The organism is Phocaeicola sp. HCN-6420, assembly GCF_037890145.1.
Taxonomy (GTDB): Bacteria; Bacteroidota; Bacteroidia; order Bacteroidales; family Bacteroidaceae; genus Phocaeicola.
The window spans coordinates 22,104-49,084 of record NZ_JBBKBJ010000012.1 but is presented as its reverse complement, the minus strand read 5'-3'; the positions used below and the strand labels follow the sequence as shown (position 1 = coordinate 49,084).

The following is a 26,981-nucleotide window of genomic DNA, read 5'->3' as shown; positions in this document are numbered from 1 at the left end:
TTTTTATATCAAAAATATTCTCTACATTTGGAACAACTAAATTGAAGCAAGTCACAATAAGGATTATTCCGTTGTGGAAACATTTAAAGCGGTCTTTTTACGAAGGTCGCTTTCTTTTTTATGGTATCTACAATCTTTCTCACTAACCCGAAGGAATCTCTATCAATTCCTCTTTATCTCCTTCCAAATTCTTCTGCACCCATCAAACAGATTTTGTACAAATCATTTTGTTTTTTGTACAAATTTCCAAAAAGTTTGTACAAACTTACAGCAAGATTTCACCTTGTTTTCCACAAAAAACAGCAGAAGCATCGGACTGATGCCGGTATATTTCTACCCAACATTCCATGCTTCCGCCTTACTACCCGCCAAACTATTCCAAGTCTTGCAAGTCTTTCATTCCCTGCTCTATCTCGTCTACCGAACGTTTGTCTATGTAACGATAGCATATATAACCCGCCATGACACTCACGACGAGCATCAGGATATCGAACACCACCATGAGTGTACTGCGGTAATGGTGATGAATCAGAAAGACAGAACTAAAAAGCCCTATTACAAGGAAAGGAGTACACCAGATTTCTATCCGGAGCCTGCGTTTATAAGCGAGAATCCAGCGATGAAGTTCAAGAAGTGTCCGGGTGGCAAGATTGAATTTATACAAAATGTGTATGTTCCAAAACGAATATAAAATAAGAAGTGGAAACACAATGTAAAATATCCAGAGAAGTTCCTGCCGGATGGTTACCCGTGCCGCAGCAAGCGGAAACAGGATTAGCATGCCTGCAAGAAGGAAAACGGCTATCACGTTTGCTCCTATCAGACGGTCGCGGGCACTCAGGGTACGCTTCTCTATCATTCGTTTTATGACTTCATGATTGATTATTTCGTTCTTCTTCAACTGCTCGCCGAGCAGGTTCCATTGATTTTTCAGTTCTTCAAGTTCCATAAGCTAAGATTTATTGGTTCGACATGTCTTTCAGTTTTTCCCGGATGCGGTTCAGACGGACACCGACATTATTCTTTGAAATACCCATTATCCGGGCAATCTCATCATAGCTTCTTTCCTCCAGCCAGAGCAGGATGAGTGCCCTTTCCAGCGGACTGAGTGCGTGTATCAGCCGGTACAGTTCACGCAGTTGTGATGTCTTGACGCCGTCATCGTCATCGAATGCTTCAAAATCGACCGGAAGGGTGACTGCCTGAATCTGGTGTTTCGACTTCCGATGATACGAAATACACGTATTCAGGCTGATGCGGTATACCCATGTTGCGGCAGAGCTCTCGCCGCGAAACGAAGGATAAGCGCGCCAGAGGTTCATTACTATCTCCTGATACAAATCGTCCAATTGCTCCTTGTCGGTTGCATACATGTAACAGACTTTGTAAATGACTCGCTTGTGCGATTCTATCAGCAGGAGAAAGTCTTTTTCTTGTTGCAGTGTTTTATTCATACAGCATATTGTTCTACATGTTTCTTTACCCTCGTTAGTCGCATTTTCGGGAAGATACTTACATGTCTGTCACAAAAATAAGTAAAGAAACAACAGAAGGCTGCTTCCGGACAAGGGGAAACAGCCTTCTGAAATCAAAAACGCCACTCCGGAAATATGCTTTTTCCGAAGCGGCGTTTAAGTAATATCTATTCTACCGAGAGAGGGGATTATTTATATTCGTCCCAGCTCTTGATAGCTATATCGTCGATGGTCATAGTGCAGAATGCATGGATAAAGGCACTTGCCAGACGAGCATTGGTAATCAACGGAATGTTCAGGTCGATAGCTGCACGACGAATCTTGTAACCATTGTCCAGTTCTCCGGCAGAAAGGTCACGCGGGATGTTTACTACCATGTCGATTTCTTTCTTGTGGAGCATTTCCAATGCCTGTGGATGTCCTTCTTCGCTCGGCCAGTATACACGGGTATTCTCAATGCCGTTCTCGGTCAGGAACTTCGATGTTCCGCCGGTTGCAAAGATGTTGTAGCCTTTTGCTTTCAGTTCCTGAGCAGCTTTCAGCATTTCTACCTTCTGTTTCGGAGTTCCGGTCGACATCAGGATATTCTTTTCCGGAATGCGGTAACCTACCGAAAGCATTGACTTCAATACGGCACACGAAGTATCTTCGCCGATACATCCTACCTCTCCGGTAGAAGCCATGTCGACTCCCAATACAGGGTCGGCTTTCTGCAAACGGTTGAACGAGAACTGACTTGCCTTGATTCCTACGTAATCGAGTTCGAACAGGTTCTTGTTCGGTTTTTCTACTGGCAGACCGAGCATAACCTTTGTTGCAAGTTCGATGAAGTTTATCTTCAGCACCTTGCTTACGAACGGGAATGAACGGCTGGCACGCAGGTTACATTCGATTACCTTGATGTCGTTTTCACGGGCAAGGAACTGGATGTTGAACGGACCGGAAATATTCAGTTCTTTGGCAATCTGACGAGAAATGCGCTTGATGCGGCGAACAGTTTCTACATACAGCTTCTGCGGCGGGAACTGAATGGTAGCATCTCCTGAGTGTACTCCGGCAAACTCGATGTGTTCGCTGATGGCGTATACCACGATTTCACCGTTCTGTGCTACGGCATCCATTTCTACTTCCTTGGCATGTTCGATGAACTGGCTTACTACAACCGGGTGTTTCTTCGATACATTGGCTGCCAGTTGCAGGAAGCGTTCCAGCTCTTCCTGGTTAGAACATACGTTCATAGCGGCTCCCGAAAGTACGTACGACGGACGAACCAGTACCGGGAATCCTACTTTCTTGATGAAGGCGTTGATATCTTCCATCGAAGTCAGTGCGCTCCATTCAGGCTGGTCTACGCCGATGCGGTCGAGCATAGCCGAGAACTTGTCGCGGTCTTCTGCGTTGTCGATGCTCTTTGCAGAGGTTCCCAAGATATTGATATGCTGTGCATCCAGACGGAGTGCCAGGTTGTTTGGAATCTGTCCACCAGTTGATACGATGACTCCGTGCGGATTTTCCAAGTCGAGAATATCCATCACACGTTCGAAAGTCAATTCGTCGAAGTACAGACGATCGCACATATCGTAGTCGGTAGAAACTGTTTCCGGGTTATAGTTAATCATAACCGAACGGTATCCTTCCTTGCGGATGGTATTCAGTGCCTGAACGCCGCACCAGTCAAATTCTACTGACGATCCGATACGGTAAGCACCCGAACCCAATACTACGATACTCTTGTGGTCGCCCAGATAATGTACGTCGTTTGCCACACCACTGTAAGTCAGATACAGATAGTTTGTCTGTGCAGGATATTCGGCAGCCAGCGTATCAATCTGCTTAACGACCGGCACGATACCTACACTCTTACGGTGGTTACGTATGTCGATGATGGCATCTTCCATTTCTCCCTCATAACCGATGGCACGTGCTACCTGAAAATCGGAGAATCCCTGACGTTTTGCCTTGTACAGCAATTCGTTCGGAAGCTGTGCCAACAGTTTGTGGTTGTTGCCCCATTCGTGAAGTTCCTTCGAAGTCTGCATGATGTTCATCAGCTTGTCGAGGAACCATTTGTCTATCTTTGTCAGTTCGTGAATCTGATCAACAGTATATCCGGCACGCATTGCCTTCGAGATGACGAAGATACGCTTGTCGGTCGGCTCACGCAAAGCCTTGTCGATGTCGGCAATCTGCAGTTCTTTGTTTTCTACAAATCCGTGCATTCCCTGACCGATCATACGAAGACCTTTCTGAATAGCTTCTTCGAATGTACGGCCGATAGCCATCACTTCACCTACAGACTTCATGCTTGAACCCAGTTCACGGTCAACTCCGTGGAATTTACCCAAGTCCCAGCGAGGAATCTTACATACTACATAGTCCAGTGCCGGCTCGAAGAACGCAGAAGTTGTTTTGGTAACCGAGTTCTTCAAATCGAACAAACCGTAACCCAGACCTAATTTAGCTGCTACGAAAGCCAGCGGATAACCGGTAGCTTTGGATGCCAAGGCAGAAGAACGGCTCAAACGAGCGTTTACTTCGATGACACGATAGTCTTCCGATTCGGGGTCGAATGCATACTGTACGTTACATTCTCCAACGATACCGATATGACGTATGATGCGGATAGCCAGTTCACGCAACTTGTGATACTCGCTGTTTGTCAGTGTCTGCGAAGGAGCTATTACGATAGACTCACCGGTATGGATACCCAGCGGGTCGAAGTTTTCCATGTTACATACCGTGATACAGTTATCGAAGCGGTCGCGCACAACCTCGTATTCCACTTCCTTCCAGCCTTTCAAGCTCTTTTCTACCAAAACCTGCGGAGAGAAAGAGAATGCTTTTTCAGCCAGAACGTTCAGTTCTTCTTCGTTGTCGCAGAAACCAGAGCCCAGACCTCCCAGTGCGTATGCTGCACGGATAATGACCGGATAACCCAGTTCCTTGGCAGCACGGCGGGCATCTTCGATGTTTTCTACCGCTTCACTCTTGATCGTCTTTACATTAATCTCATCCAGTTTCTGAACGAACAGCTCACGGTCTTCGGTATCCATGATAGCCTGTACCGGAGTACCGAGTACACGTGCATCGTATTTTTCGAATATTCCTGCCTTGTAAAGAGCTACACCGCAGTTCAATGCAGTCTGACCACCGAACGACAGTAATACGCCATCGGGACGTTCCTTAGCTATCACCTTTTCTACGAAGTAAGGAGTTACAGGCAAGAAATAAATTTTGTCTGCCACGCCTTCCGAAGTCTGTACGGTAGCAATGTTCGGGTTAATCAGAATTGTTTCAATACCTTCTTCCTTCAATGCCTTGAGTGCCTGCGAACCTGAGTAGTCGAACTCACCGGCTTCACCGATTTTCAAAGCTCCGGAACCTAACAATAATACTTTCTTTATATTTTCTTTCATTGTTTTCTTTGTTTTAATGGATTACAGCAACTTTACAAACTCGTCGAACAGGAATTCTGTATCGGTAGGACCGCTGGCAGCTTCCGGGTGGAACTGTGCCGAGAACCAAGGATTCTTCTTGTGGCGGATTCCTTCGTTCGAACCGTCATTCATGTTGATGAACAAAGGTTCCCAGTCGGCTCCCAATGTATTATTGTCTACGGCATAACCATGATTCTGCGAAGTAATGAAACATTTGTCTGTTCCTACCATACGAACCGGCTGGTTATGACTGCGGTGACCGTATTTCAGTTTGTAAATTTTTGCTCCTCCTGCCTTCGAAAGCAACTGGTTACCCATACAGATTCCGAAGATAGGCAACTTTTCGTTCTGCATAGCCTTGCGAATATTCTGCACAGCAGCATCGCAAGTATCAGGGTCGCCCGGACCATTCGAAATGAATAATCCATCGAATTCCAGCGAATTGAAGTCATAGTTCCAAGGTACACGGATAATTTCTACGTCACGTTTCAACAGACAACGGATGATATTCGATTTCACACCACAGTCCACAAGTACTACCTTTTTCTTGCCTGCACCTTCGTTGTAACGGATAACTTCCTTACATGAAACCTTGTCTACATAGTTCACACCAGCATAAGTTGCTTCGGGAATGTTGTCAGGTTCGTCATCGAAAACGATCTTTCCCATCATTACACCGTGCTCACGCAGTACTTTGGTCAGCTCACGTGTATCGATGCCTGTAATGCCCGGTATGTGTTCACGCTTCAGCCAGTCGCCCAAGCTCTCCACAGCATTCCAGTGAGAATATTTTTCGCTGTAGTCGCTCACAATAATCGCTTCGGCATGAATCTTCTCACTTTCCATAAAAGTAGGCAGCCCGTTGGCTTCGATTGTAAAAGGAGGTACACCATAGTTGCCCACCAGCGGATATGTCAGCGTCATCAACTGGCCAGCATACGAAGGATCGGTCAAGCTTTCTGGATAACCGGTCATTGCGGTGTTGAACACAACTTCACCGGCTACCGGCTTCTCATAACCGAACGACTTGCCATGAAAGCGGCTCCCGTCGTCGAGGATTAATGTAACATTTCTCATTTTCTATCTGTATCGTTTTCTTTAATATTGTTTTTCTTTCGTTCCAAAATTCTTCAGAAGGCAGACGTGTTCCTCACACATCAAAACTGATATATTTCTTCTACGTAATTGATGAATGCCTGATTCACCAGTTTTACACCACCCGGCGTAGGATAGTTGCCACTAAAGTACCAGTCTCCCTGATGTGCCGGACAAGCTTCATGCAATCCTTCCAGCGTCTGATATACAATTTCCACCTTTGCCTGAGTACCAGTCGGAGTAAGCAACTCTACCATCTTGGCAGAAATTTCTTCGTCAGTAAAAGGAGCATAGATTTCTTTCACGTAGTTTACCATTTCTTCTTTGGGCAGTCCGACCTGAGCTTTCGACTTGCGATATGCTTCTTCTATTACATTTTGCATACCTCTTTCCTCAAGCAAGGCAATAGCTGCCTTAAAGGCAATGAACTGTTCCATACTTGCCATATCGATACCATAATAATCAGGATAACGCACCTGCGGCGAAGAAGATACAATGACAATCTTCTTTGGATGCAGACGGTCGAGTATGCTGATGATACTCTGCTTCAACGTAGTGCCTCGTACAATACTATCATCTATAATAACCAGATTATCTTCGTAAGGTATCAGGCTTCCATAAGTTATATCATATACATGGGCAGCAAGGTCGTTACGTGTGTTACCTTCTGCAATGAAGGTACGCAACTTAATATCCTTGATGGCTACTTTCTCACTACGAATACGCTGCGACAAGATTTGCTCCAGCTCTGTATGACTGGGCTTATGTCCTAAAGCTTCGATACGCTGAACTTTCAGCTCGTTCAGGTAGTTGTCGAATCCTTCCAACATACCGTAAAAAGCGACTTCTGCCGTATTTGGTATAAATGAGAATACAGTATGTACCACATCATTATCGATTGCTTTCAAAATAGGATTAACCAACTTTTTACCCAGCAGCTTACGTTCACGGTAAATATCCATATCACTACCGCGACTGAAGTAAATACGTTCGAATGAACAAGCTTTCTTTTCTTTCGGTTCATTGATTTGAGCCAGACGCATTTCGCCTTTTTTGTTAACCAGAATAGCTTGTCCCGGAAGCAACTCATTGATACTATCGGCAGGAACATTCAGTGCTGTTTGTATAACCGGGCGCTCGGATGCCAATACCATAATTTCGTCATCCATATACCAGAATCCCGGACGGATACCCCAAGGATCGCGTACGGCAAAACTTTCGCCACTACCAGTCAGTCCGCAGATAACATAACCTCCGTCCCATTTCGGGCTGGATGTTTTCAACACGTTAGTCAAATCAATGCGGTCTTCGATAGCATGTGTAATATCCATGCCCTCCAATCCTTCAGCCTTACATTCATTGTAAAGGCGTTCCACTTCACGGTCCAGGCGATGTCCTACCTGTTCCAGCATGATATACGTATCAGCATATTTACGCGGATGCTGTCCGAATGCCGTAATATCAGCAAAGATTTCGTCTACATTCGTCAAGTTAAAGTTTCCGCACAAAGCCAGATTTTTAGCACGCCAGTTATTGCGGCGCAAGAAAGGGTGTACATACGAAATACCACTCTTGCCCGTTGTAGAATAACGCAAATGTCCCATATACAGTTCTCCGGCAAAAGGCAAGCATTTTTTCGCATATTCAGCATCATGAAGCTGCTCGGGAGTAAGGTCTTTAAAATAGCTGTGTACTGTGCCGAATATCTCGGTTATAGCTCCGGCTCCCAGTCCTCTCTCTCGAAACATATATTCTTCTCCGGGATCTGCCTGAAGCTTGACACACGCCAGACCCGCGGCTTCCTGACCACGGTTATGCTGTTTTTCCATCAGCAAATACAGCTTGTTAAGCCCGTACATCCACGTACCATACTTTTCCTGATAATATTCAAGTGGTTTCAGCAAGCGAATCATCGCTACTCCACATTCATGCTTTAGCGGTTCCATATTATTTCGTATCGTTTAGTTGGCTACTCCATATATACAAAAATACCTGGACCTACTGAAAAAAGTAATTCCAGGTATTTTTATTATTCTTACATTCGACTAAATTCTTATAAAAGAAACAACAAGAATGAGCAGTGCCCAAAAACACAGCATCCAGAAAAAAGAAAAACTTCGAGGAAAACAAAATCCCGAAAAGACCTCTGTTTTCCAACTCTCCATGAGGCAAACTCTGCCATCTCGAATCCGGAGCATACCCTTTTTTCTTTATCTGTTTTACCAAATCACACATTAGAGCACATTACAATTCGGGATGCAAAGATAAAGATTTATTAGCATATTTCGAACATGTTTCAATAAAATAATCTCTAACTTTTTAAGAAGCCGGACAAAAACCTATTCTTTCCAGCCTCCTCCCAGCGCTTTATAAAGATTTACCATACTGATCTGCTTGTCGCGCACCGCATTGCTCAAACCGATCTGAGCATCCAGATAACCACGTTGCGCATCCAGCAAATCCATATAACCTATAACTCCATTCAAGTATTGCAACTGTGCCAAGTCGAGCGTGCTCTTGGAAGCCTGTTCCAGTCGCAGACGGGTTTCATAGATTTCCTTTACCTTATTAAATTCAGCAATGGCATTATATGCATCCTTAAAGGCATTCAGTACTGCTTTTTCGTAAGCATAGGCTGCCTGCTCGCACGCTGCTTTCTTAGCTTTCAGCATAGCCCGGTTCTTTCCCATAGCAAAAATAGGCTGCAACAGATTAGCTGCAAAAAGCTGATGGGGAGATTTAAGCAGTTCGCTTAAGAGGTCACTTTCCGCTCCATAGCTGGCAGTCAAAGTAAGGCGGGGAAACAGATTGGTATACGCCACCCCTACCGCTGCATTAGCTGCAATAAGTGCCTGCTCTGCCTGACGAATATCCGGACGACGTTCCAGCAAGGCAGAGGGTAATCCTACAGGTAAGCCCGCAGAAAACATTACATCTTCCGGCAGTACCGAACGTTTGATATGATGCGGATATTCCCCGCTCAGAAAAGCAATGTCATTTTCTTTCAAGGCAATCTTACGTTCCAAATCGGGAACCAATGTAGCTGTTCGGGCCAACTCTACCTGTGCCTGACGAAAAGCCGTTTCCGAAGTTAATCCACCTTCGTAACGAACTCGTGCAAGATGCAGGCTTTCCCGACGCGCATCGACTGTCTTTTGTACGATAGCCAACTCGTTGTCCAGTGCCACAAGTTCAAAATAAGCCTGTGCAACCTGCGCAACAAGACTCATGCGAAGCGCCCGCTGGTTTTCGATAGACCCCATAAATTCAGCAAGACTCTTATCGCGTGCCCACCGAAGATTTCCCCAAAGGTCGAGTTCCCAAGAGATTCCTCCTTTTATATCGAACTCATCATCTTGTTTAAGGTTGTTTCCTCCATAATTTTCTCTTTCGCGTTCGGCATAAACTTTCAGGTTGACCGATGGAAACATGTTTGCATAATCAATGCGCTTCATTGCGGCCAACTCCTTGACACGTGCCGCAGCTATCAGCATATCCTTATTATAAGCCAAAGTTTTCCGTATCAGCCCCTGCAGAGTTGTATCAGTATAAAGCTGTTCCCACGGGTAGTCGCCGAGAGAAACTGTGTCCACGCTCATACTGTCGAGCGTATCGGGCAGGTCCAGTTTCGGACGGGTATAATGTTTGCCCAGCTGGCAGCTTCCCAACAGAAGCACAGCCGCCAGCATCAATAAAAAGCGATAAGTATATTTAGTTCGTTTCATACGTTTCAGGTTTTATTTATGAGCTCTTTTTGTTTTCAGCTTGTTTTTCGCCTTATAAATCATAACGAAGAAGAAAGGTACAAGCAAAATTCCTACCGTAACGGCTACTATCATACCAAAGAATACACCTGTTCCGATAGCCTGACGGCTTGCCGAACCCGGTCCGGTAGCAATAACCATAGGAACCATACCCAAGATGAACGCCAGTGAAGTCATCAAAATAGGACGGAAACGCAGATGTGCTGCGTGCAATGCCGACTCGATCAGATCCTTTCCTTTGTCGACTTCTTCTTTGGCAAACTCAACAATCAGAATGGCATTCTTGGCAGCCAGACCAATCAGCATAACCAAACCAATCTGGAAATAAGTATCATTCTCCAGTCCGCACAAGGCAACTCCGGCATACGCCCCGAGCACTGCAACCGGAAGTGAGATCAAAACGGCGATAGGTATAGTCCAGCTTTCATAGAGCGCAGCAAGAAAGAGGAATACAAACAAGAATACCAATGCGATGATGGCTCCCGTCTGACCGCCTGCCTGCTTTTCCTGATAAGAAAGACCGCTCCATTCTACTCCAATATTACTTGGAAGTTTCTCACGGGCTATCTGTTCCAGAATTTCCATTACCTGACCGGAGCTGGCTCCGTTCGCGGCTGTACCACGAATAATTGACGTATTAAACATGTTGAAACGCTTGATACTACCCGGTCCTGTCGTATAATCAGTCGTACCCAGTGAAGTCAGCGGAATCATATCACCGTCGCTTCCACGGACAAAGTACAGACCGATATTGTCACGATGCTCACGGTAAGGCGCCTCTGCCTGTATATATACACGGTAAATACGATTGAACATATTGAAGTCGTTCACGTATACCGAACCCGTATAAGCCTTCATCGTAGAGAACACATCAGCCATAGGTACTCCAGACAACTTTACCTTATCACGGTCGACATCGAAATACAACTGCGGAATCTCTGCCTGCAAAGAAGAAGAAAGTCCACTAAACTCCTTTCGCTGCGATGCGTAATACATTAAAGTATCGGTAGCACGAACCAGATCGTCGTAGGTTGCATCACCACGAGCCTCCAACTGCATTTCGAAACCACCCGAAGTTCCAAGTCCCGGTATGACAGGCGGCGTAGAAAGGTAGACCTTACATTCCGGATATTCCTTCAGCTCATCCTGCACATCCTGCATGATTTGTCCGATAGTCGTATCATCACGTTCTTTCCACTCCTTCAGAATCACCGTCAACTGGCTTCGTGCCTGACTGGTTCCCACACGTGGACTGTTACCTGTAACGTTTTGCACATATTCTACCGACGGGTCTTTCATCAGGAAAGCAATCGCTCTGTCGGTTACCGCGCGAGTTCTCTCCAGCGTAGTACCTTCCGGCAACTCAAGCTCCACGGTAAAGAATCCCTGATCCTCAGTCGGGAGGAAGCTGGTAGGAACCAGTCGGTGGAAAACAAATATACAAATAATCACAATACCGAATCCGACAATCACACGGCGCGGATGCTTTATCACCCGCTTGATGCCGGCTACATATTTATTGTTTCCGATAGCGAGCCATTTATTGATGAACGTAAAGACACGGTTCTTGGGCTTGTCCGGATCGGTTGGCTTCAGAATGAGTGAACACATAACCGGGCTCAACGTCAATGCTACAACTGTAGAAAGGATAACGGAAACGGCAATCGTCACACTAAACTGACGGTACAACTGTCCCGTAATGCCCGACAAGAAGCTTACCGGAACAAATACAGCGGCAAGCACCAGCGAAGTGGCAATCAAAGCTCCAGCCAATCCGTCCATTGCCTTCTTGGTAGCTTCATACGGACTAAGTTTCTCCTCTTCCATAATACGCTCCACGTTCTCCACCACAACAATGGCATCGTCCACCACAATACCGATAGCAAGAATCAATCCCAGCAAGGTAAGCATGTTCAGCGAAAAGCCAAATATAAGCATGAACCCGAAGGTTCCGATCAGCGAAATCGGTACGGCCACAATAGGAATAAGTGTAGCACGCCAGCTCTGCAGCGAAAGGAAAACCACAATAATCACCAGCACCAGTGCCTCGAACAGGGTTTTGTATACCTCATGAATAGATTCTGATATATAGGTTGTAATATCGAACGGAATTTCATACTGTAATCCTTCGGGAAAATTCTTGCTGATTTCCTCCATGGTTTCCTTAACCTTTTCGGCCACGTCCATGGCATTGGCACCGGGAAGCATATAGATACCCAGTACAGCCGCATTGCCTCCGTTGATACCACTCTCCGTATTATACGAAGAAGCTTCGAGCGATACACGTGCCACATCACGCATACGGATAAGCGAACCGTCGGCATTGGCACGAAGCACGATTTCTTCAAACTGTCCCACGGTAGAAAGACGTCCCTGAGCCGTAATAGGAATAGTTATATCCAGTCCGCTTACAGGCTGCTGTCCCAGCACACCCGCTGCCGATTCACGGTTCTGATCCTTCAGCGCATTCTGAACATCCTGTACCGTCAAGCCGAAATTTGCCAGCTTAGCCGGGTCCACCCATATCTGCATGGCATAATAACGGCTACCAATGTTCGACACACGTCCTACACCCGGTACACGGCGAAGCAGGTCGAGCACATTGATTGTTGCAAAGTTACTCAAATAGATTTCGTCAAACTTCGGGTCGTCCGAACGCAAACAGATAGTCATCAACTGACTGGCAGCCTGTTTTTCCACCGAAATACCGTTCTGGATAACTTCGGCAGGAAGGCTCGATTCCGCCAGCTTGATACGGTTCTGTATTTCTACGGCAGCCAAATCCGGATCGGCCGAGATATCGAATGTAACAGTAGCCGAAAAGCCTCCCGAATTGGAACTGTTCGACTCCATGTAAAGCATACCCGGCGTACCGTTAAGTTCCTGCTCAATCGGCGTAGCAACTGCCTGCGACACCGTAACGGCACTTGCACCCGGGTAGGAAGCACTGATTTTCACTACCGGAGGAGTGATTTGGGGATATTGGTCAATCGGCAACATTTGGAGTCCGATGATACCGACTATGACAATTAATATGGAGATGACAGCCGAAAACACCGGCCTGTCGATAAAGAAACTCACTTTCATGAATCGTAAAGTTTAATGGGTTGCTTGGTTAATCCTCTTTTTTCTCTTCTGCCTGAGGCTTCGGAGCCTCACCTACTCGTACCTTCATACCCGGAGCAAGTTTATGATAACCCTCGGTTACAATCATCTCACCCGGAGCAAGTCCGCGCTCTACTACCATGTTATTCTGGAATTCCGGTCCCAGTTCGATGAAGCGTTTTTCTACCGTCGAATCACGGCGCATCACGAAAACATAAGCTCCACCTTTTTCTATAATCAGCGACTTCTGCGGAACGACTGTAGCATTTTCACGTACATCCAGCAACAGTTTCACCTTCGTAAACTGTCCCGGAAGAAGGACATGCTCAGGATTTGCCATTTCCGCACGAACGGAAAAAGTTCCGGTTTTCGGATTTACCTGAGGTTCGGCAAAGTCTACCAGACCTTTCTGCTCGTATACACTGTTGTCGGGCAGGGTAATAGTTACCGTAGGCTGCCATGAACGGGTAGAATCCTTCTGTCCCAGCGTTACGTTACGTTCCTTACTTTTCAGATAATCGAGTGCCGTCATGCTGAAGTCTACCAGCACCGTGTCACTCTTTACGATAGTAGCCAGAAGCGACTTTCCGCTTCCTCCTACCAATGTACCCAGGTCGACATGACGTTCACTAATCTGTCCTGAGATAGGAGAACGCACAACCGTATATCCAAGTTCCTGTTCTGCCTGATCAAGATCCGCCTTACTCATCCCCACACTTGCCACAGCTGTTTCGTAAGCAGCAACAGCATTGTCAAGGTCGAGCTGGCTGGCTGCATTCTGCTGGTACAGCGGGCGAATACGTTCCAGATCGCGTTCTGCCTTACGTGCCTGCGCCTCATCCTTTTTCAACTGAGCCCGCACCTTGTCAGCCTTGGCACGATACTGATCCTGATTGATAACAAACAATACCTGATTTCTTTTCACATAAGTACCCTCGGCAAACAACATTTGTTCAAGGAAACCTTCTACACGCGCACGCACCTCCACGAACTGCTGTGCACGAATACGTCCTACATATTCACCATACAGTTCTACGTCCTGTTGTTGAACGGGAGCCACGCTAACTATCGGGGCTTCGGGTTCCACATGCTTTTCCCGCGTGAGAAACAAATAGAGAGCAATGATAACGATGATGCCGATTGCAGCATAAATGGTCTGCTTCTTCTTTAACTTTAATTCTTTCCTTGTCAAAAAACGTTTCATACTTTTTTTTGGGTTTTTGTTATTAGATGCCATAAAGACGAGGGCAATAGTTGTGCCAAAGATACGAAAATATTTTTATTTATTGAAAATCAGAGGCTGAAGCCCCCATTTGTTAAACAGATGTTGAGGATTTTTCTGACATTTTGTGGAAATTATCCCCAACCGGACGGCTTTTTCATTCCCCACTTCCCGACACTTTCATCCCCACTCCCGACGATGAACTTCATAAATCGCCTTGACTTTTCCGGAGAAATCGGGCACGTTTTCTCCAAGACCTCTTGAAGAAACACCTGATTTTTGTACAAACTTTTATGAAATTTGTACAAATTCAGATTTTTTTTGTACAAAAACTCTCTAAGATTCCACGGGCTTTCTTCCATCTTTTTTAGCACTTTCGGAAGCAGAAACCTCATGTCTGAATAAAATATTTGCTAACTTTGCAGCCGAAAATAATCTTTAAACAAAATGATATTAGAGGAACAATTAGAAACTACTGTAAAGATTCACGATCAGCAGTTGCACCGACGCGTTGATCTATTGCTTCGTACAGGAAAACTATTGGTAGAAAGTCTGGCCGATACCAATCGAATTGTGAGAAACATGAAGCGTACAGCAGCTTACTTAGGTATCCCCGAAGAAAAGTTGCACATTAATGTTAGTTTTACCATGCTGATGGTAAATGTAAGTGACGGCGATTATTCGTTTACGAAATTTCAGCGCATTGAAGGACACGGCGTAAACATGACTGCCATTTCCGAAGTCAGCAAACTCTCATGGAAAGCAATAGAGCAAGACTACACACTCGACCAGTACGAAGAAGAACTGGAAAAGATTCGTACAAAGAAACGTAATTATACTCCTACTCAGGTAGCCATCGGAGCAGGTTTCGCCTGTGGCGGATTCTGTATTCAGTTCGGTTGCGACTGGATGGCGTTCCTTTATGCTTCCATTGCTGCCATCATCGGCATGCGCATCCGTCAGAAATGTAACGAATCGGGCTTGAACCATTATATGGGTATCGCCATTTCTGCTTTCATAGCTACCATGCTTGCATGGGCTTCTACGTTCCTCCCCGCCGAATGGACCAGCACACCGTGGCATCCGTTGCTGGCATGTGCCTTGTTTATCGTACCGGGTGTTCCATTGATCAACTTCGTCGATGATATGCTCGACAATTATATTCAGGTAGGTATCGTACGTGCCGTCAATACCCTGCTGATGGTAGCTGCCATGGCATTCGGTATTGCATTTGCCGTAAAACTGTGCAGCATCGCCGATTTCTTCCCGACTATCAGCATGGTTCCTCATCATGCCTATTGGGAATATGCCATCGCAGCCGCTATTTCGGCTATGGGATTCTCCATGATTTTCAACATCCAGCGTCACCTGCTGTGGGTAGTAGCCATCGGAGGTATATTGGCTGTATGTACACGTAACTTCGTAAATCTGGGGCCGAGCACCAACAATATAGGTCTGGATATGGGTCTTGTTATCGGTTCGTTTGCCGGTTCGGTACTGGTAAGCCTCATCGCTATCAAAGCCGTGCACTGGTTCCATGTTCCCAATCACGTACTTACCATTCCTTCGGTTATTCCGATGATTCCGGGAGTACTGATGTACCGCATGTTGTTCGGCTTGATTAACATGAACGTCCAGTCTATCGATCAGATTACTCCACTAATGAAAGCTATCGAAAGCGGTGTAAACTCCGGTCTGGTCATCATGTGTATCGCACTGGGTGTTGCTATTCCAAACATCTTCGGACGTAAATACATTGCCTCGTCGAAGAACAAACGTCTTGCGGCTATTCTGAAAGAACGCAAGGCCAGAGGCAAATTTGTAGAATGGTAATCAGAAAATCATAAGAAAAAGACAGAAAGGGCGAAAAGTTAAGATATATAAAAAACTTAATCTTTCGCCCTTTATTGTTTGTTCTACGCAAAGGAAATAGTAATTTCAATGTATCATTAACCAAACTAAAAAATAAGACGTATGATTAGACTGAATGTTTTTATTAGAGTAAAAGAAGAAAAACGTGAAGCAGTACTCGTTGCTGCCAAGGAACTTGTAGCTGCATCACAAAAAGATAAGGGCTGTATTGCTTACGATGTATTCGAAAGCGCAACTCGCCACGATGTGCTGATGATTTGCGAAACATGGAAAGATGCTGAAGCATTGTCGGCTCATGAACACACTCCTCACTTTATGACTCTGGTTCCACAGATTGAAGAACTGGCTGAAATGAAGATGGAAAAATTCGAATTCTAATATGAAACAAACGGCATTTGCTCCCCCAGAGGAACAAATGCCGTTTTTCTTTTATCCAAGCGTACGCTTACAGTTCAAATTTTGTATTACGCATATCCCCCGTTTCGGCAAAGGCTATGTGCATCTTCAGGGCATTCCGCAATGACATAGGCGTATGACAGCTCTTGCCTTCCGAAAGTTTCAGATAGTCCCAGAGCAGTTCCTTGTAATCGGGATGTGCACAGTTTTCAATAATGCAACGTGCCCGCTGTGAAGGCGACTTGCCACGCAGGTCGGCTACTCCCTGTTCGGTTACCAGAATCCGCACATCGTGCTCCGTACTGTCGACGTGCGACACATGAGGAACAATAGACGAAATCAGTCCGTCCTTAGCCGTGGAAGGAGTAGTAAATATAGAAAGGTAGGCATTTCGTGCAAAGTCGGCCGAACCGCCAATACCGTTCATCATCTTGCTTCCCAGTACATGCGTACTATTTACGTTGCCAAAAATATCGGCTTCCAAGGCTGTATTTACAGCAATAATACCCAGACGACGAATCATTTCCGGATGGTTTGTAATCTCCTGCGGACGCAACAATATACGTTCCCGCAATTCGTCGATATGACTATAAAGCATATCCAGCCGGTCATCGGACAATGTCAATGAACTTCCGGCAACAAAACGGATACGTCCCTGCATCATCAAGTCGATAACCGAATTCTGAATCACCTCGGTATACATGGAAAAGGCCGGTAACTTGCTGTCGGCTCCCAGTGCTCCCAGTACGGCATTGGCTATATTTCCCACACCCGACTGTAAAGGAAGGAAGTCACGAGGTATGGCTCCTCGCTGATATTCGCTCAAAAGGAAGTCGGCTACATTCTGCCCGATGCGGCTGGTAGTATCGTTCAGTGGAGTGAAAGCTGCTATCCGGTCGCGTTCATTGGTACAGACTACCCCCACAACTTTTTCAGGATCGACCCGTACCGTAATGCTTCCTGCCCGGTCGTTTACCCGATAAATCGGAATCTCTCTGCGGTATGGCGGAGTATCGGGAATATAAATATCGTGCATTCCGGTCAGCTTGCCGGCATGTGCTTCATTCAGTTCTATAATGACTTTGTGGGCTACCTTCACCAATGTAGGCGAAATACCTACCGAAGTACTGAGAACAATCTCTCCTTTTTCCGTTATGTCGGAAGCTTCGACAATAGCTACATCCACATCTCCAAGGAAACCATAGCGTACGTCCTGACCTATCTGCGAAAGATGTACATCGTAATATTGCACTTCTCCACTATTGATGGCATTACGCATGTCCTTGTTCGACTGAAAAGGAGTACGAAACGCTACAGCATGTGCCAATGCCAGTGCCGAATCGACCTGACTTCCCGTAGCCCCTCCGGTAATAAGACCTACCTTAAACTCCTTTCCTTCTGCATGTAGTTTTTCGGCGTAGCGTGCCAATGCCGCAGGGACCGCCTTGGGTGTTCCTACAGACGAAAAGCCTCCCACTCCTATCGTGTTTCCATTGTGAATGATTGCAGCAGCTTCATCTGCTGATATAAAAGGATATTTCATGTTGTATAAGATGTGATAATTTATAATACTTTGACACAAATGTAGGATAGTTGAGCTAAAATAGCAAGTTAAAAGAGCTATTTTATTTTCATTTATTACATTAATAAGTTACAAGAAAGAACAATATGAAAGAAAAAGAGGTATGTTTCTTGATAGCAACATACCTCTTTGGGAATGAGCCGAAAGCGGGACTCGAACCCGCGACTTACTCATTACGAATGAGTTACTCTACCAACTGAGTTATTTCGGCAATGACTTATTTGTCAAAAGCGATGCAAATTTACGGTTTTCTTTCAACTTGCAAAATGAAAATGAAGATTTTTTCACTAAAAAGAATTATTTTTTCTTTTGCTCGGTCTTATGTCATCAATAACAGAAGAGGTAACGAATATAAAAAGAAAACGTGCCGACGTTTATGGTAAAACGTCGGCACGTTTTCTTTAATTTCCGCCCACAATTTTCAGGACACGTCCTGTTTCTATTTTTTCTCGCCGAACAGGATGTCATAATCCCTTTTCGAGGCAAGTATAGTCCATTCTTCCGGAATAAATTTCCACTGGTTCAAAGGTTTCGGATCGAGCACCTTTACTTCCTCAATGCGCTTCATCAGATAAAAACGTAAATCCTTGTCGGTAGAGTAAACAATACGCTTTGCCAGTTCCGTCTTGGGAATGCCTGCACCTTTCGTCAGCAAGTCGCCTCCACCATTCCCGCGATACGAATTGACTGCCACCCGATATACCTTATTCATATCGAAAGGTTCTCCGCTTGCCATGCGCTCTATCCGGATTTTTTCACCCTGAGGCTTTGTCACGTCCACGGTATAAATAATACCTGCTGCCGAATCGAAATTAAAACTTGGATTTTTGAAACGCCCAAAACCTTTGTCTTCCTCATTGAAAAGCATCAGATGGTCGTCGGGAGAATGCATCTGATTTGTCCAAAGAGTATACGACATTTCCAGAAATCCCTTGATTTCCTTACCTGTCAGCTCCATGGTATACAGCAGGTTCTCATATTTATAAAGGTTGAACATGTCGCTCATATAAATATCTCCCTTCTTGATTTCGGCCGAAAACGACAAGGGAGCACAAAAAGAAACATCAGCTCCTGTAATGTCGAGCTGCAACTGATGAAGCAAATCGATAAATGCCGAAGGACCGAAATAAGCATCTTTTGTTGTAATGGTTTCTTCGATACGTCCGATTTTTCGTGAAACGAAATCCATAGTGGCCTCATACGCTCCCTGAAATACATTCATGAAATCCGAATCCGGCGCATATCCGTCCATATTTACCAGCTTACCTTCCACTTGTTTGGAAACCACTTTTCCATCCTGTTTCGTTACTGTAAAAGTAACTTCCGAAACCACTTTTGACATATTGGCTGGGTCTACCATCAAAACGGAATCTCCTTCTACATTGGTCACTTTCTCATTCCTCCGTGCATGATCGTGTCCCATAAATACCACATCGAAGCCCGGAACATTCTTTGCCACATTGCCGGAACCGTTTTCTACCACATCGTCGAGCTTATTGCCCTCAGGACCGGCATGAAACAAGCCTACCAAAATATCCGGATTTTCTTTTTCACGAATAATCTTTACCCATTTGCGTGCACAGTCTTCCATATCTTCAAAATGCAGACCGCTCCACAACTGTTCGGGAAGCCAGGAAGGAATGGCAGGAGTTATCATACCCAATATAGCAATCTTTACTCCTTCTTTTTCTATAATATAATAAGGTGGCAAATACGGCTTTCCGGTCTTGTTATCGACAATGTTAGCTCCAAGTACCGGAAAACTGCACTGACGTACCCAACGGTCGTACACGGCATGTCCGGTTTCTATATCATGATTTCCCATGGTACCTACATCGTATTTCATATAGTTCAGCATGGCAGCACATACATGCTCCGATGTAGTATCCATATAATTATAATAATAGGCTACCGGCTGCCCTTGAAGGATATCGCCGTTGTCCATCAGTATAACGTTATCATACTTTTCCCGTTGCTCTTTCACATACGAAGACACACGGGCCAAGCTCCCCTTCGTCTGCTTATTACGTATAAAATCATAAGAGAAATAACAACCATGCACATCGCTGGTCTCGATTAATTTCAAAGTTACCTCACCGTCTTGTGAAGCATGAACTGCGCTCAGGCTTCCAAGCCCTAAAAGCGTCATCAGACAAATCAGTAATTTCATAACAAATTAATAGATAAGACTGCATACAGGCGACAATTTGTCAGGTACTGTATACCATGATTAATTCAATACCACAAAGATAATGGAAGTTGACTACCTGCAAAACCCTTAAAAGAATAAATAGCTTTCAATATGGTTAAAAATCTGTTAACAAAAGGACAATGTGGCACATTCTTTGCTTTATTTACAAATAAAAAAACAGACTGTATGGCTTATATAGACTATTACAAGGTTCTTGGAGTTGACAAAACGGCAACTCAGGACGAAATCAAAAAAGCGTTCCGTAAGTTGGCTCGCAAATATCATCCTGATTTGAATCCGAACGACCCTACGGCTAAGGAGAAATTTCAGGAGATAAATGAAGCCAACGAGGTATTAAGCGACCCCGAAAAGCGTAAGAAATATGATGCTTACGGGGAAAACTGGAAACACGCCGACGAGTTTGAGGCACAACAACAGGCTTATCAGGCTCAAGGCGGAGGAGGTAACGGCGGAGAATATTGGTATTCTACCGACGGACAACATTTTACAAGTGGCTTTGGAGGAGAAGGTATGCACGGATTTGGTGGAAACGCCAGCGGATTCTCCGACTTCTTCGAAGAGTTGTTCGGACATGGAGCTGGCAGAGGACGTAGTGCAAGAGGCGGATTCCGCGGACAAGATATCGAGGCTTCTTTGCAACTATCTTTGCGTGAAGCAGCTACTACGCACAAACAGACGTTCAGCATCAACGGTGAAACATTGCGTATTACCGTGCCGGCCGGAGTAGCAAACGGGCAAGTTATTAAATTGAAAGGTCATGGAGGCAAGGGAGCAAACGGCGGCCCCGACGGAGATTTGTATATTACTTTCGTTATTCCTGATGACCCTGTCTTCAAACGGAAAGACAATGACTTGTATACAGATGTAACAATCGACTTGTACACGGCCGTACTGGGAGGTGAAGTTACAGTCAATACATTGGACGGACAAGTAAAACTGAAAGTTCGTCCGGGAACTCAAAACGATGCGATGGTGCGCCTGAAAGGAAAAGGCTTCCCTGTTTACAAGCAGGAAGGCGTAACAGGCGATCTGATTGTAACTTATCACGTAACCATTCCTACCACGCTGACGGAAAAACAAAAAGATTTGTTCCGACAGTTACAGCAAGGATAATCTAAAACCGTACGACTATGCAGAACGATTTAATCATCATAAACGACTATTGCACACATTGCAACATCGAACCCGACTTCGTCCTCATGCTGGGCGAAGGCGGTCTAATAGATATCGAAGTGATAGATGATACCAGTTATTTTCCGGCTTCTCAGTTGAATGAACTGGAAAAATATACTCACCTGTATTACGACTTGTCCATCAATATAGAAGGAATCGATGCCATCCGTCACTTGCTGGAAAGAATAGAAAACTTGCAAAACAGAGTAAAAACGTTGGAAAATGAGCTGCGTTTCTACCGCAGATAATTCCCATAATTACGAAAACCTTGTCACGTACCATCAGGCCCGTGGCAGGGTTTTCTTTTTATATGCTCAAAAGTCGCAGGTCAGACCGATAAAGAACGTTCCGGTCTGCTTCTTGTGAGGCAATCCTATTTTCTGTCCTTCCACCACCATGTTACGGCTTCCTCCGTACAAATCATAATCGGATGTCGTATATCCCAGCAATACCGATAGACGTTCCATTTCCAGAGCCACAGCAAACCGTACATGATAATAACATGCCCTTGCCTGCGAGTTACTGACTCTTCCTGAAGTTACCGGCACATCAATAACTGCATCCACCGGAACATAATTTACAACAGCACTTGAATTGGGAGGCAAAGGAACAGTAATACCGGGAGATACGCGGAAAGACAATGCTACATCACGGTCATGATCCAGATAAACAGAAGGTGAATACAAATAAATCCCCGACCGGAAAGCCATGAGATATGCCAAGTCATTCTCCTCTATCCGCCAGTGTAATTTTTTATCTCTTGCATCTCCCGAATAAACATTGTCATCATCTATCTGTGGAGTAAAAAGCAATCCTGCTCCAACGCCAATAAAACGCCAGAGCTTATATACGACACCTGTTTCCACTTCCCATGTCATATAATTGTTCGCGCCCCCATAAAGTTCCCATACCCAGTGCCTCTCTTTTTCCGGTTCCTGCGCCATTGCTATTGATATGCCTAAAAAAGAAAAAAGAATGAGGCAACAAACACTTCGTTTTATATTCATAAGTCATAACATTAGTTTAAGTTGTTACATAATATATCACCGAAAGATTATTTCATATGCAAAAAACAACAAACGATTTCCTCTAAAAGTTCATTGTATCGACCTCCATTTTCAAAACTTTAACCAACAGACATCCTTGCTGTTCCTCTTTATCACGTAGCATTACTACGTCTCGGGAACAAGTTTGACCAGCAGATATCCTTGCCGTTTCTTCGTATCATGTGCCATTACTACGTTTCGGAACCCAATTGAACCAACAAAAATCTTTGCAATTCCTTTTCCCTCCAGTCCGACCGCCTTCCTCTTATCCTTCATCATTCTGCTTGATATTTCATCTCTAAAACTGACCAAATTTCCAAGTTCGACTGCCTGCCTATACGTAGCGTTAGTCACTATTTCCCTGTCCTCTTCCTCAACATTCTCAATCAAAGAACTTCTCTCAAATCCGAATAAAGCTTAAACGGGCCGGCAAATCACCTTCAAAATAGATTCTCCCCTTACCCCGAATTCTTTTTTTAATTACATTTGTGCCACATTATTAGAAGAAGTATACATGGAACAATTCAGCCAAATGATTGCCACAGCCCTGAAGCTACCTGTCCATCGGGTGGAAAATACATTGAAACTGCTTCAGGGAGGTGCTACAATACCCTTTATAAGCCGTTACCGAAAAGAAGCAACCGGAGGACTCGACGAGGTACAGATAGGAGACATCCATACGCGTTACGAAAAACTCTGCGAACTTGCCAAGCGAAAGGAAACGGTACTTTCTACCATCGAAGAGCAGGGAAAACTAACCGATGCCTTGCGTGAACGCATCGCCAACTGTTGGGATGCGACGGAACTGGAGGATATTTACCTGCCTTTCAAGCCCAAACGGAAAACCCGTGCCGAAGCTGCACGCCAGAAGGGACTGGAACCGCTCGCCATGCTGCTGTTGATGCAGCGGGAAAACAATTTGTCTGCCCGGGTACGTCAGTTCATCAAGGGAGAAGTCAAGGACGAAGAAGACGCACTAAAAGGAGCACGCGACATCATCGCCGAGCAAGTGAACGAAGATGAACGTGCCCGCAACCTGATACGAAACCAGTTCAGCCGTCAGGCCATGATTATCTCGAAAGTAATCAAAGGCAAAGAGAAAGAAGAAGCTGCCCAGAAATACCGCGATTACTTCGACTTCAGTGAACCGCTGAAGAAATGCACCTCTCACCGCCTGCTCGCCATCCGTCGTGGAGAAGCCGAAGGTATCCTGAAAGTATCCATCACTCCCGATGATGAAACAGCCTGTACCGAACGGCTGGAAAGGCAATATGTACACGGAAACGGGGAATGTTCCGCACAAGTGGCAGAAGCTGTAAACGATGCATATAAGCGTCTGCTGAAACCAGCAATAGAAACAGAATTTTCCGCACTCAGCAAAGAAAAGGCAGACGAAGAAGCTATCCGTGTCTTTGCCGAAAATCTCCGGCAGTTACTGCTGGCTCCTCCTTTGGGGCAAAAGCGCACCATGGGTATCGACCCGGGATATCGTACCGGATGCAAGGTGGTCTGTCTGGATGCTCAGGGCAATCTGCTGCACAATGAAGCAATTTATCCGCATCCCCCAAAATCGGAAACGGCACTGGCCGGGCGCAAGCTTGTTAAACTGGTCGAACAATATAAGATAGAAGCCATCGCCATTGGAAATGGTACGGCAAGTCGTGAAACCGAACGTTTCGTTACGTCCCAGCGATACGACCGCGAAGTGCAGGTATTTGTAGTCAGCGAAGACGGTGCTTCCATCTATTCGGCTTCCAAGATTGCGCGCGACGAGTTTCCCGAATACGATGTGACGGTACGTGGAGCCGTATCAATCGGTCGCCGACTGATGGACCCGCTTGCCGAACTGGTCAAGATAGATGCCAAATCTATCGGGGTGGGACAATACCAGCACGATGTGGATCAGACCAAGCTGAAAGCATCGCTCGACCAGACAGTAGAGAGTTGCGTGAACCTGGTCGGCGTGAACGTCAATACGGCCAGCAAGCATCTGCTGACGTATGTTTCGGGACTGGGACCTACACTGGCTCAAAACATTGTAGATTACCGTACGGAAAACGGAGCGTTCCACTCGCGCAAGGAATTGCTGAAGGTGCCGCGCATGGGCGCTAAAGCTTTTGAACAGTGTGCCGGATTCTTACGAATTCCACACGCTGATAACCCGCTCGACAATTCGGCTGTGCATCCGGAGAGTTATACCATAGTAGAAAAGATGGCAAAGGACTTGAAATGTTCCGTTGACGACCTGATCAAAAACAAGGACTTGCGCAGCCAGATAGATATCAAGAACTATGTGACCGATACCGTGGGACTGCCTACACTGACCGATATCATGCAGGAACTGGATAAACCGGGACGTGACCCGCGCCAGAAGATTCAGGTTTTCGAATTCGACAAGAACGTACAAACCATCGACGACCTGCGGGAAGGCATGGAACTGCCCGGCATCATCAATAACATTACCAATTTCGGGTGCTTCGTAGATATAGGAATCAAGGAAAACGGACTGGTGCATATTTCCCAGCTTGCCGACAAGTTTGTCAGCGATCCGACAACAGTCGTCAGCATGCACCAGCATGTACGTGTGCGCGTGCTCAGCATCGACCACGAACGCAAGCGCATTCAGCTTACAATGAAAGGACTTAATTAATGGAAACAGAAAAACAAACATGTGGATGGTTCGTCTTTAATAGCGGACAGGTATTGATAGAAAAAAAAGAAGACGGGTATCATATTCCTTACGGAACAGAACCTCCGGTTGAAGTTCCCGTTGGAAGTACAATTCATACCATCGGCGAGATAAACGGTTATCCCGCCAAAACATACGCCATTCATGTTCCGGTGGCAGGAGATGAAAGCACGCCACGCATGATGAAGGACTTGCGTGCTTCGTTCGATGTGCTTCCGCTGGAAGAATACAAGCGTGCCGGGAAAGCATCACAAATATTGAACTGGGACAAGAACAGCCGCTATTGTCCCATGTGTGGCGTACCGACCATACAAGTTTCTCCCATTGCCAAACGATGTCCGGAGTGCCGGCAGGAGTTCTACCCGCGCATTTCACCTGCGGTCATTGTACTTATAAAAAAAGGTGACAGTATTTTGCTGGTGCATGCCCGCAACTTCCGGGGTACATTCAAAGGACTGGTAGCAGGTTTTCTCGAACCAGGAGAAACACTGGAAGAGTGCGTTTACCGGGAAGTTATGGAAGAGACGGGACTGACGATAAAGAATCTGAAGTATTTCGGCAGCCAGCCATGGCCCTACCCCAGCGGCATCATGGTAGGATATTATGCCGAATACGAAAGTGGAACCATCAAGCTGCAGGATGAAGAACTGAGTGCAGGAGCCTTTTACAGCCGGGATAATTTGCCGGAAATACCGAAAAAACTCAGCATCGCCCGCAAGCTGATTGACGCCTGGCTGGAACACAAAATTTAATCTGCAACTAACAGACAAACATAGAACGCCCCTATCAAATTCCCTTCCGGAAAATGACAGGGGCGTTCTTTATATATCTCATATACTTTTTTACAGCTCTGAGAACTTCACTCGAAAAGTTTTATTTCATAAAAGCAGGAACCGGCAAGTGCATTCCCGCCATAACCAGTCCGTTTTCACGGGCATACTGCAAATAGGTCTTACGGGACTTTATCGCATTCTCCTTATCCATATCATAGGTTGCACAGATTTCCGGATGTCCTGCCTGCAAGGCCGCACCATGCATCAGGTCGCCGATGACCAGCAACTTGCCCGCCTGATAGACCGTATGCCCCGGTGTATGTCCTATCGCTTCGCGTGCAACGACCTTTCCGGGCAGTGTATCGCCGAAAGCAAACAGGTGCAAACGGTCTTTGTATGCGTTCATAGTCTTCACCACCTGTTCCTTTTTGTCGGCAGGCATCTTCATCCAGCCGTCGTATTCTGCTTTCGAAGCATATACTTCAGCGTTCGGAAATACTACACTGTCGTTTCTCATCATTCCACCGATGTGGTCACCGTGAAAATGTGTCAGGTAAATATACTGTATATCGGCCGGAGATACGCCCAGCGAACGCAATCCGTCCATCAACCGACTGTCGGGAGCTCCCATTCCCGTATCGAAAAGAATACGTGCACCATCACTTTCTACCAAGAAGGTACTGATAGAAGCCGGTATGCCGTTCTCCAGCGAAAGACTTTTTATCAGCTCGTCACTTGCATCGGGGAAAAGCGTACGGGGCATCAGCCGTGCAGGACCGTTATCCCGAATCCATGTTGCTTTCACTCCATCGAGCACGCATGTTGCCAAAAGACTATCTCCTTGCACCCCTGTCCGGCTACTTGTTACACTCATACTGTCTGCACTTATTTTTTCATCTGCTTGTTTCTTGGCACTGTTGCCGCAACTGGCAAGCGACAAGAGCATCGTCGCGCCAAGGGCATAACTCCATATCTTACGTTTCATTGCTATATAGTTTTAAAAGACTTATTCTTGTCGAAAAATAGTATCCACCCAAAACCTCCCTAAGGTAGCGGGATTTTTTCAGACTTCCAAATGATGTTTCACATTATCACTTGCTTACTTCGTCGCAGAATTACCCTAATGGGTATCGGGTTCGC

The 26,981-nt window shown here is 45.6% G+C and carries 19 protein-coding genes and 1 tRNA gene; 6 read left to right on the top strand and 14 right to left on the bottom strand.

The features are described from left to right. Window positions 1–373: 373 nt before the first annotated feature. From WKT12_RS09085 to WKT12_RS09050, 8 genes are all read right to left on the bottom strand, one after another. Window positions 374–949: a hypothetical protein gene (locus tag WKT12_RS09085; RefSeq protein WP_340319481.1), complete on the bottom strand. Its 576-nt coding sequence runs from the start codon at window positions 947–949 to the stop codon at window positions 374–376. Between the two features lie 10 nt (window positions 950–959). Next, window positions 960–1,454 (bottom strand): RNA polymerase sigma factor, encoded by a 495-nt coding sequence (locus WKT12_RS09080; protein ID WP_340319480.1) that lies wholly within the window; start codon window positions 1,452–1,454, stop codon window positions 960–962. A 209-nt stretch (window positions 1,455–1,663) separates the two neighbouring features. Continuing rightward, on the bottom strand, window positions 1,664–4,891 hold the full coding sequence (gene carB / locus WKT12_RS09075; protein ID WP_021971084.1) for a carbamoyl-phosphate synthase (glutamine-hydrolyzing) large subunit: 3,228 nt from the start codon (window positions 4,889–4,891) through the stop codon (window positions 1,664–1,666). Between the two features lie 21 nt (window positions 4,892–4,912). After that, on the bottom strand, window positions 4,913–5,989 hold the full coding sequence (gene carA, locus WKT12_RS09070; protein WP_021971085.1) for a glutamine-hydrolyzing carbamoyl-phosphate synthase small subunit: 1,077 nt from the start codon (window positions 5,987–5,989) through the stop codon (window positions 4,913–4,915). An 80-nt stretch (window positions 5,990–6,069) separates the two neighbouring features. Continuing rightward, window positions 6,070–7,953, bottom strand: coding sequence for a glutamine amidotransferase (locus WKT12_RS09065; protein ID WP_021971086.1), 1,884 nt, complete (start codon window positions 7,951–7,953; stop codon window positions 6,070–6,072). Window positions 7,954–8,346: 393 nt separating this feature from the next. Continuing rightward, on the bottom strand, window positions 8,347–9,732 hold the full coding sequence (locus WKT12_RS09060; protein ID WP_021971088.1) for an efflux transporter outer membrane subunit: 1,386 nt from the start codon (window positions 9,730–9,732) through the stop codon (window positions 8,347–8,349). A gap of 12 nt (window positions 9,733–9,744) precedes the next feature. Further along, window positions 9,745–12,858 (bottom strand): efflux RND transporter permease subunit, encoded by a 3,114-nt coding sequence (locus tag WKT12_RS09055; protein ID WP_340319479.1) that lies wholly within the window; start codon window positions 12,856–12,858, stop codon window positions 9,745–9,747. A 28-nt stretch (window positions 12,859–12,886) separates the two neighbouring features. Then, a complete protein-coding gene (locus WKT12_RS09050; protein ID WP_021971090.1) occupies window positions 12,887–14,080 on the bottom strand; it encodes an efflux RND transporter periplasmic adaptor subunit in 1,194 nt (397 codons plus the stop codon). Between the two features lie 465 nt (window positions 14,081–14,545). Between WKT12_RS09050 and WKT12_RS09045 the strand changes: the two genes are divergently transcribed. Both WKT12_RS09045 and WKT12_RS09040 read left to right on the top strand, forming a co-directional pair. Then, the gene (locus WKT12_RS09045) at window positions 14,546–15,931 is read left to right on the top strand and encodes a threonine/serine exporter family protein (RefSeq protein WP_340319478.1); all 1,386 of its coding nucleotides are present in this window, start codon (window positions 14,546–14,548) and stop codon (window positions 15,929–15,931) included. Window positions 15,932–16,072: 141 nt separating this feature from the next. Next, on the top strand, window positions 16,073–16,348 hold the full coding sequence (locus tag WKT12_RS09040; protein ID WP_021971093.1) for a putative quinol monooxygenase: 276 nt from the start codon (window positions 16,073–16,075) through the stop codon (window positions 16,346–16,348). 67 nt (window positions 16,349–16,415) lie between these two features. On the opposite strand, the gene WKT12_RS09035 is transcribed toward WKT12_RS09040, so the two are convergent. The 3 genes from WKT12_RS09035 to WKT12_RS09025 all read right to left on the bottom strand — a co-directional run bounded on the left by WKT12_RS09035 (window position 16,416) and on the right by WKT12_RS09025 (window position 20,118). Further along, on the bottom strand, window positions 16,416–17,909 hold the full coding sequence (locus tag WKT12_RS09035; protein WP_021971094.1) for a succinate CoA transferase: 1,494 nt from the start codon (window positions 17,907–17,909) through the stop codon (window positions 16,416–16,418). A gap of 177 nt (window positions 17,910–18,086) precedes the next feature. Beyond that, window positions 18,087–18,159 (bottom strand) — tRNA-Thr (locus WKT12_RS09030). Window positions 18,160–18,387: 228 nt separating this feature from the next. After that, on the bottom strand, window positions 18,388–20,118 hold the full coding sequence (locus WKT12_RS09025; RefSeq protein WP_340319477.1) for a bifunctional metallophosphatase/5'-nucleotidase: 1,731 nt from the start codon (window positions 20,116–20,118) through the stop codon (window positions 18,388–18,390). Window positions 20,119–20,325: 207 nt separating this feature from the next. Here WKT12_RS09025 and WKT12_RS09020 point away from each other — a divergent pair, with 207 nt between their 5' ends. Together WKT12_RS09020 and WKT12_RS09015 are read left to right on the top strand one after the other, a co-directional pair. Further along, window positions 20,326–21,273 (top strand): J domain-containing protein, encoded by a 948-nt coding sequence (locus WKT12_RS09020; protein WP_340319476.1) that lies wholly within the window; start codon window positions 20,326–20,328, stop codon window positions 21,271–21,273. Between the two features lie 17 nt (window positions 21,274–21,290). Next, window positions 21,291–21,581 carry a chaperone modulator CbpM gene (locus tag WKT12_RS09015; protein WP_021971097.1) on the top strand — a complete coding sequence of 97 codons (291 nt, stop codon included), beginning with the start codon at window positions 21,291–21,293 and terminating at the stop codon, window positions 21,579–21,581. A 66-nt stretch (window positions 21,582–21,647) separates the two neighbouring features. Here the strand turns inward: WKT12_RS09015 and WKT12_RS09010 are convergent, their stop codons facing one another. Together WKT12_RS09010 and WKT12_RS09005 are read right to left on the bottom strand one after the other, a co-directional pair. Continuing rightward, a complete protein-coding gene (locus WKT12_RS09010; RefSeq protein WP_340319475.1) occupies window positions 21,648–22,340 on the bottom strand; it encodes a hypothetical protein in 693 nt (230 codons plus the stop codon). Window positions 22,341–22,505: 165 nt separating this feature from the next. Continuing rightward, entirely contained in the window at window positions 22,506–22,658 is a 153-nt protein-coding gene (locus WKT12_RS09005) for a hypothetical protein (protein WP_340319474.1), read from the bottom strand. A gap of 235 nt (window positions 22,659–22,893) precedes the next feature. On the opposite strand from WKT12_RS09005, the gene WKT12_RS09000 reads away from it, so the two are divergent. Beyond that, entirely contained in the window at window positions 22,894–25,029 is a 2,136-nt protein-coding gene (locus tag WKT12_RS09000; protein ID WP_340319473.1) for a Tex family protein, read from the top strand. Beyond that, the gene (gene nudC / locus WKT12_RS08995) at window positions 25,029–25,820 is read left to right on the top strand and encodes an NAD(+) diphosphatase (RefSeq protein WP_340319472.1); all 792 of its coding nucleotides are present in this window, start codon (window positions 25,029–25,031) and stop codon (window positions 25,818–25,820) included. Before WKT12_RS09000 ends, nudC begins: the two co-directional genes overlap by 1 nt. Before the next feature lie 121 nt (window positions 25,821–25,941). Here the strand turns inward: nudC and WKT12_RS08990 are convergent, their stop codons facing one another. Then, a complete protein-coding gene (locus tag WKT12_RS08990; protein WP_021971101.1) occupies window positions 25,942–26,826 on the bottom strand; it encodes an MBL fold metallo-hydrolase in 885 nt (294 codons plus the stop codon). Window positions 26,827–26,981 lie beyond the last annotated feature (155 nt).

Excerpts from the sequence above, each read along its gene's own strand:
- WKT12_RS09085 (WP_340319481.1), bottom strand. The coding sequence starts at position 949 with ATGGAACTTGAAGAACTGAAAAATCAATGGAACCTGCTCGGCGAGCAG.
- WKT12_RS09080 (WP_340319480.1), bottom strand. The coding sequence starts at position 1,454 with ATGAATAAAACACTGCAACAAGAAAAAGACTTTCTCCTGCTGATAGAA.
- carB (WP_021971084.1), bottom strand. The coding sequence starts at position 4,891 with ATGAAAGAAAATATAAAGAAAGTATTATTGTTAGGTTCCGGAGCTTTG.
- carA (WP_021971085.1), bottom strand. The coding sequence starts at position 5,989 with ATGAGAAATGTTACATTAATCCTCGACGACGGGAGCCGCTTTCATGGC.
- WKT12_RS09065 (WP_021971086.1), bottom strand. The coding sequence starts at position 7,953 with ATGGAACCGCTAAAGCATGAATGTGGAGTAGCGATGATTCGCTTGCTG.
- WKT12_RS09060 (WP_021971088.1), bottom strand. The coding sequence starts at position 9,732 with ATGAAACGAACTAAATATACTTATCGCTTTTTATTGATGCTGGCGGCT.
- WKT12_RS09055 (WP_340319479.1), bottom strand. The coding sequence starts at position 12,858 with ATGAAAGTGAGTTTCTTTATCGACAGGCCGGTGTTTTCGGCTGTCATC.
- WKT12_RS09050 (WP_021971090.1), bottom strand. The coding sequence starts at position 14,080 with ATGAAACGTTTTTTGACAAGGAAAGAATTAAAGTTAAAGAAGAAGCAG.
- WKT12_RS09045 (WP_340319478.1), top strand. The coding sequence starts at position 14,546 with ATGATATTAGAGGAACAATTAGAAACTACTGTAAAGATTCACGATCAG.
- WKT12_RS09040 (WP_021971093.1), top strand. The coding sequence starts at position 16,073 with ATGATTAGACTGAATGTTTTTATTAGAGTAAAAGAAGAAAAACGTGAA.
- WKT12_RS09035 (WP_021971094.1), bottom strand. The coding sequence starts at position 17,909 with ATGAAATATCCTTTTATATCAGCAGATGAAGCTGCTGCAATCATTCAC.
- WKT12_RS09025 (WP_340319477.1), bottom strand. The coding sequence starts at position 20,118 with ATGAAATTACTGATTTGTCTGATGACGCTTTTAGGGCTTGGAAGCCTG.
- WKT12_RS09020 (WP_340319476.1), top strand. The coding sequence starts at position 20,326 with ATGGCTTATATAGACTATTACAAGGTTCTTGGAGTTGACAAAACGGCA.
- WKT12_RS09015 (WP_021971097.1), top strand. The coding sequence starts at position 21,291 with ATGCAGAACGATTTAATCATCATAAACGACTATTGCACACATTGCAAC.
- WKT12_RS09010 (WP_340319475.1), bottom strand. The coding sequence starts at position 22,340 with ATGAATATAAAACGAAGTGTTTGTTGCCTCATTCTTTTTTCTTTTTTA.
- WKT12_RS09005 (WP_340319474.1), bottom strand. The coding sequence starts at position 22,658 with ATGATGAAGGATAAGAGGAAGGCGGTCGGACTGGAGGGAAAAGGAATT.
- WKT12_RS09000 (WP_340319473.1), top strand. The coding sequence starts at position 22,894 with ATGGAACAATTCAGCCAAATGATTGCCACAGCCCTGAAGCTACCTGTC.
- nudC (WP_340319472.1), top strand. The coding sequence starts at position 25,029 with ATGGAAACAGAAAAACAAACATGTGGATGGTTCGTCTTTAATAGCGGA.
- WKT12_RS08990 (WP_021971101.1), bottom strand. The coding sequence starts at position 26,826 with ATGAAACGTAAGATATGGAGTTATGCCCTTGGCGCGACGATGCTCTTG.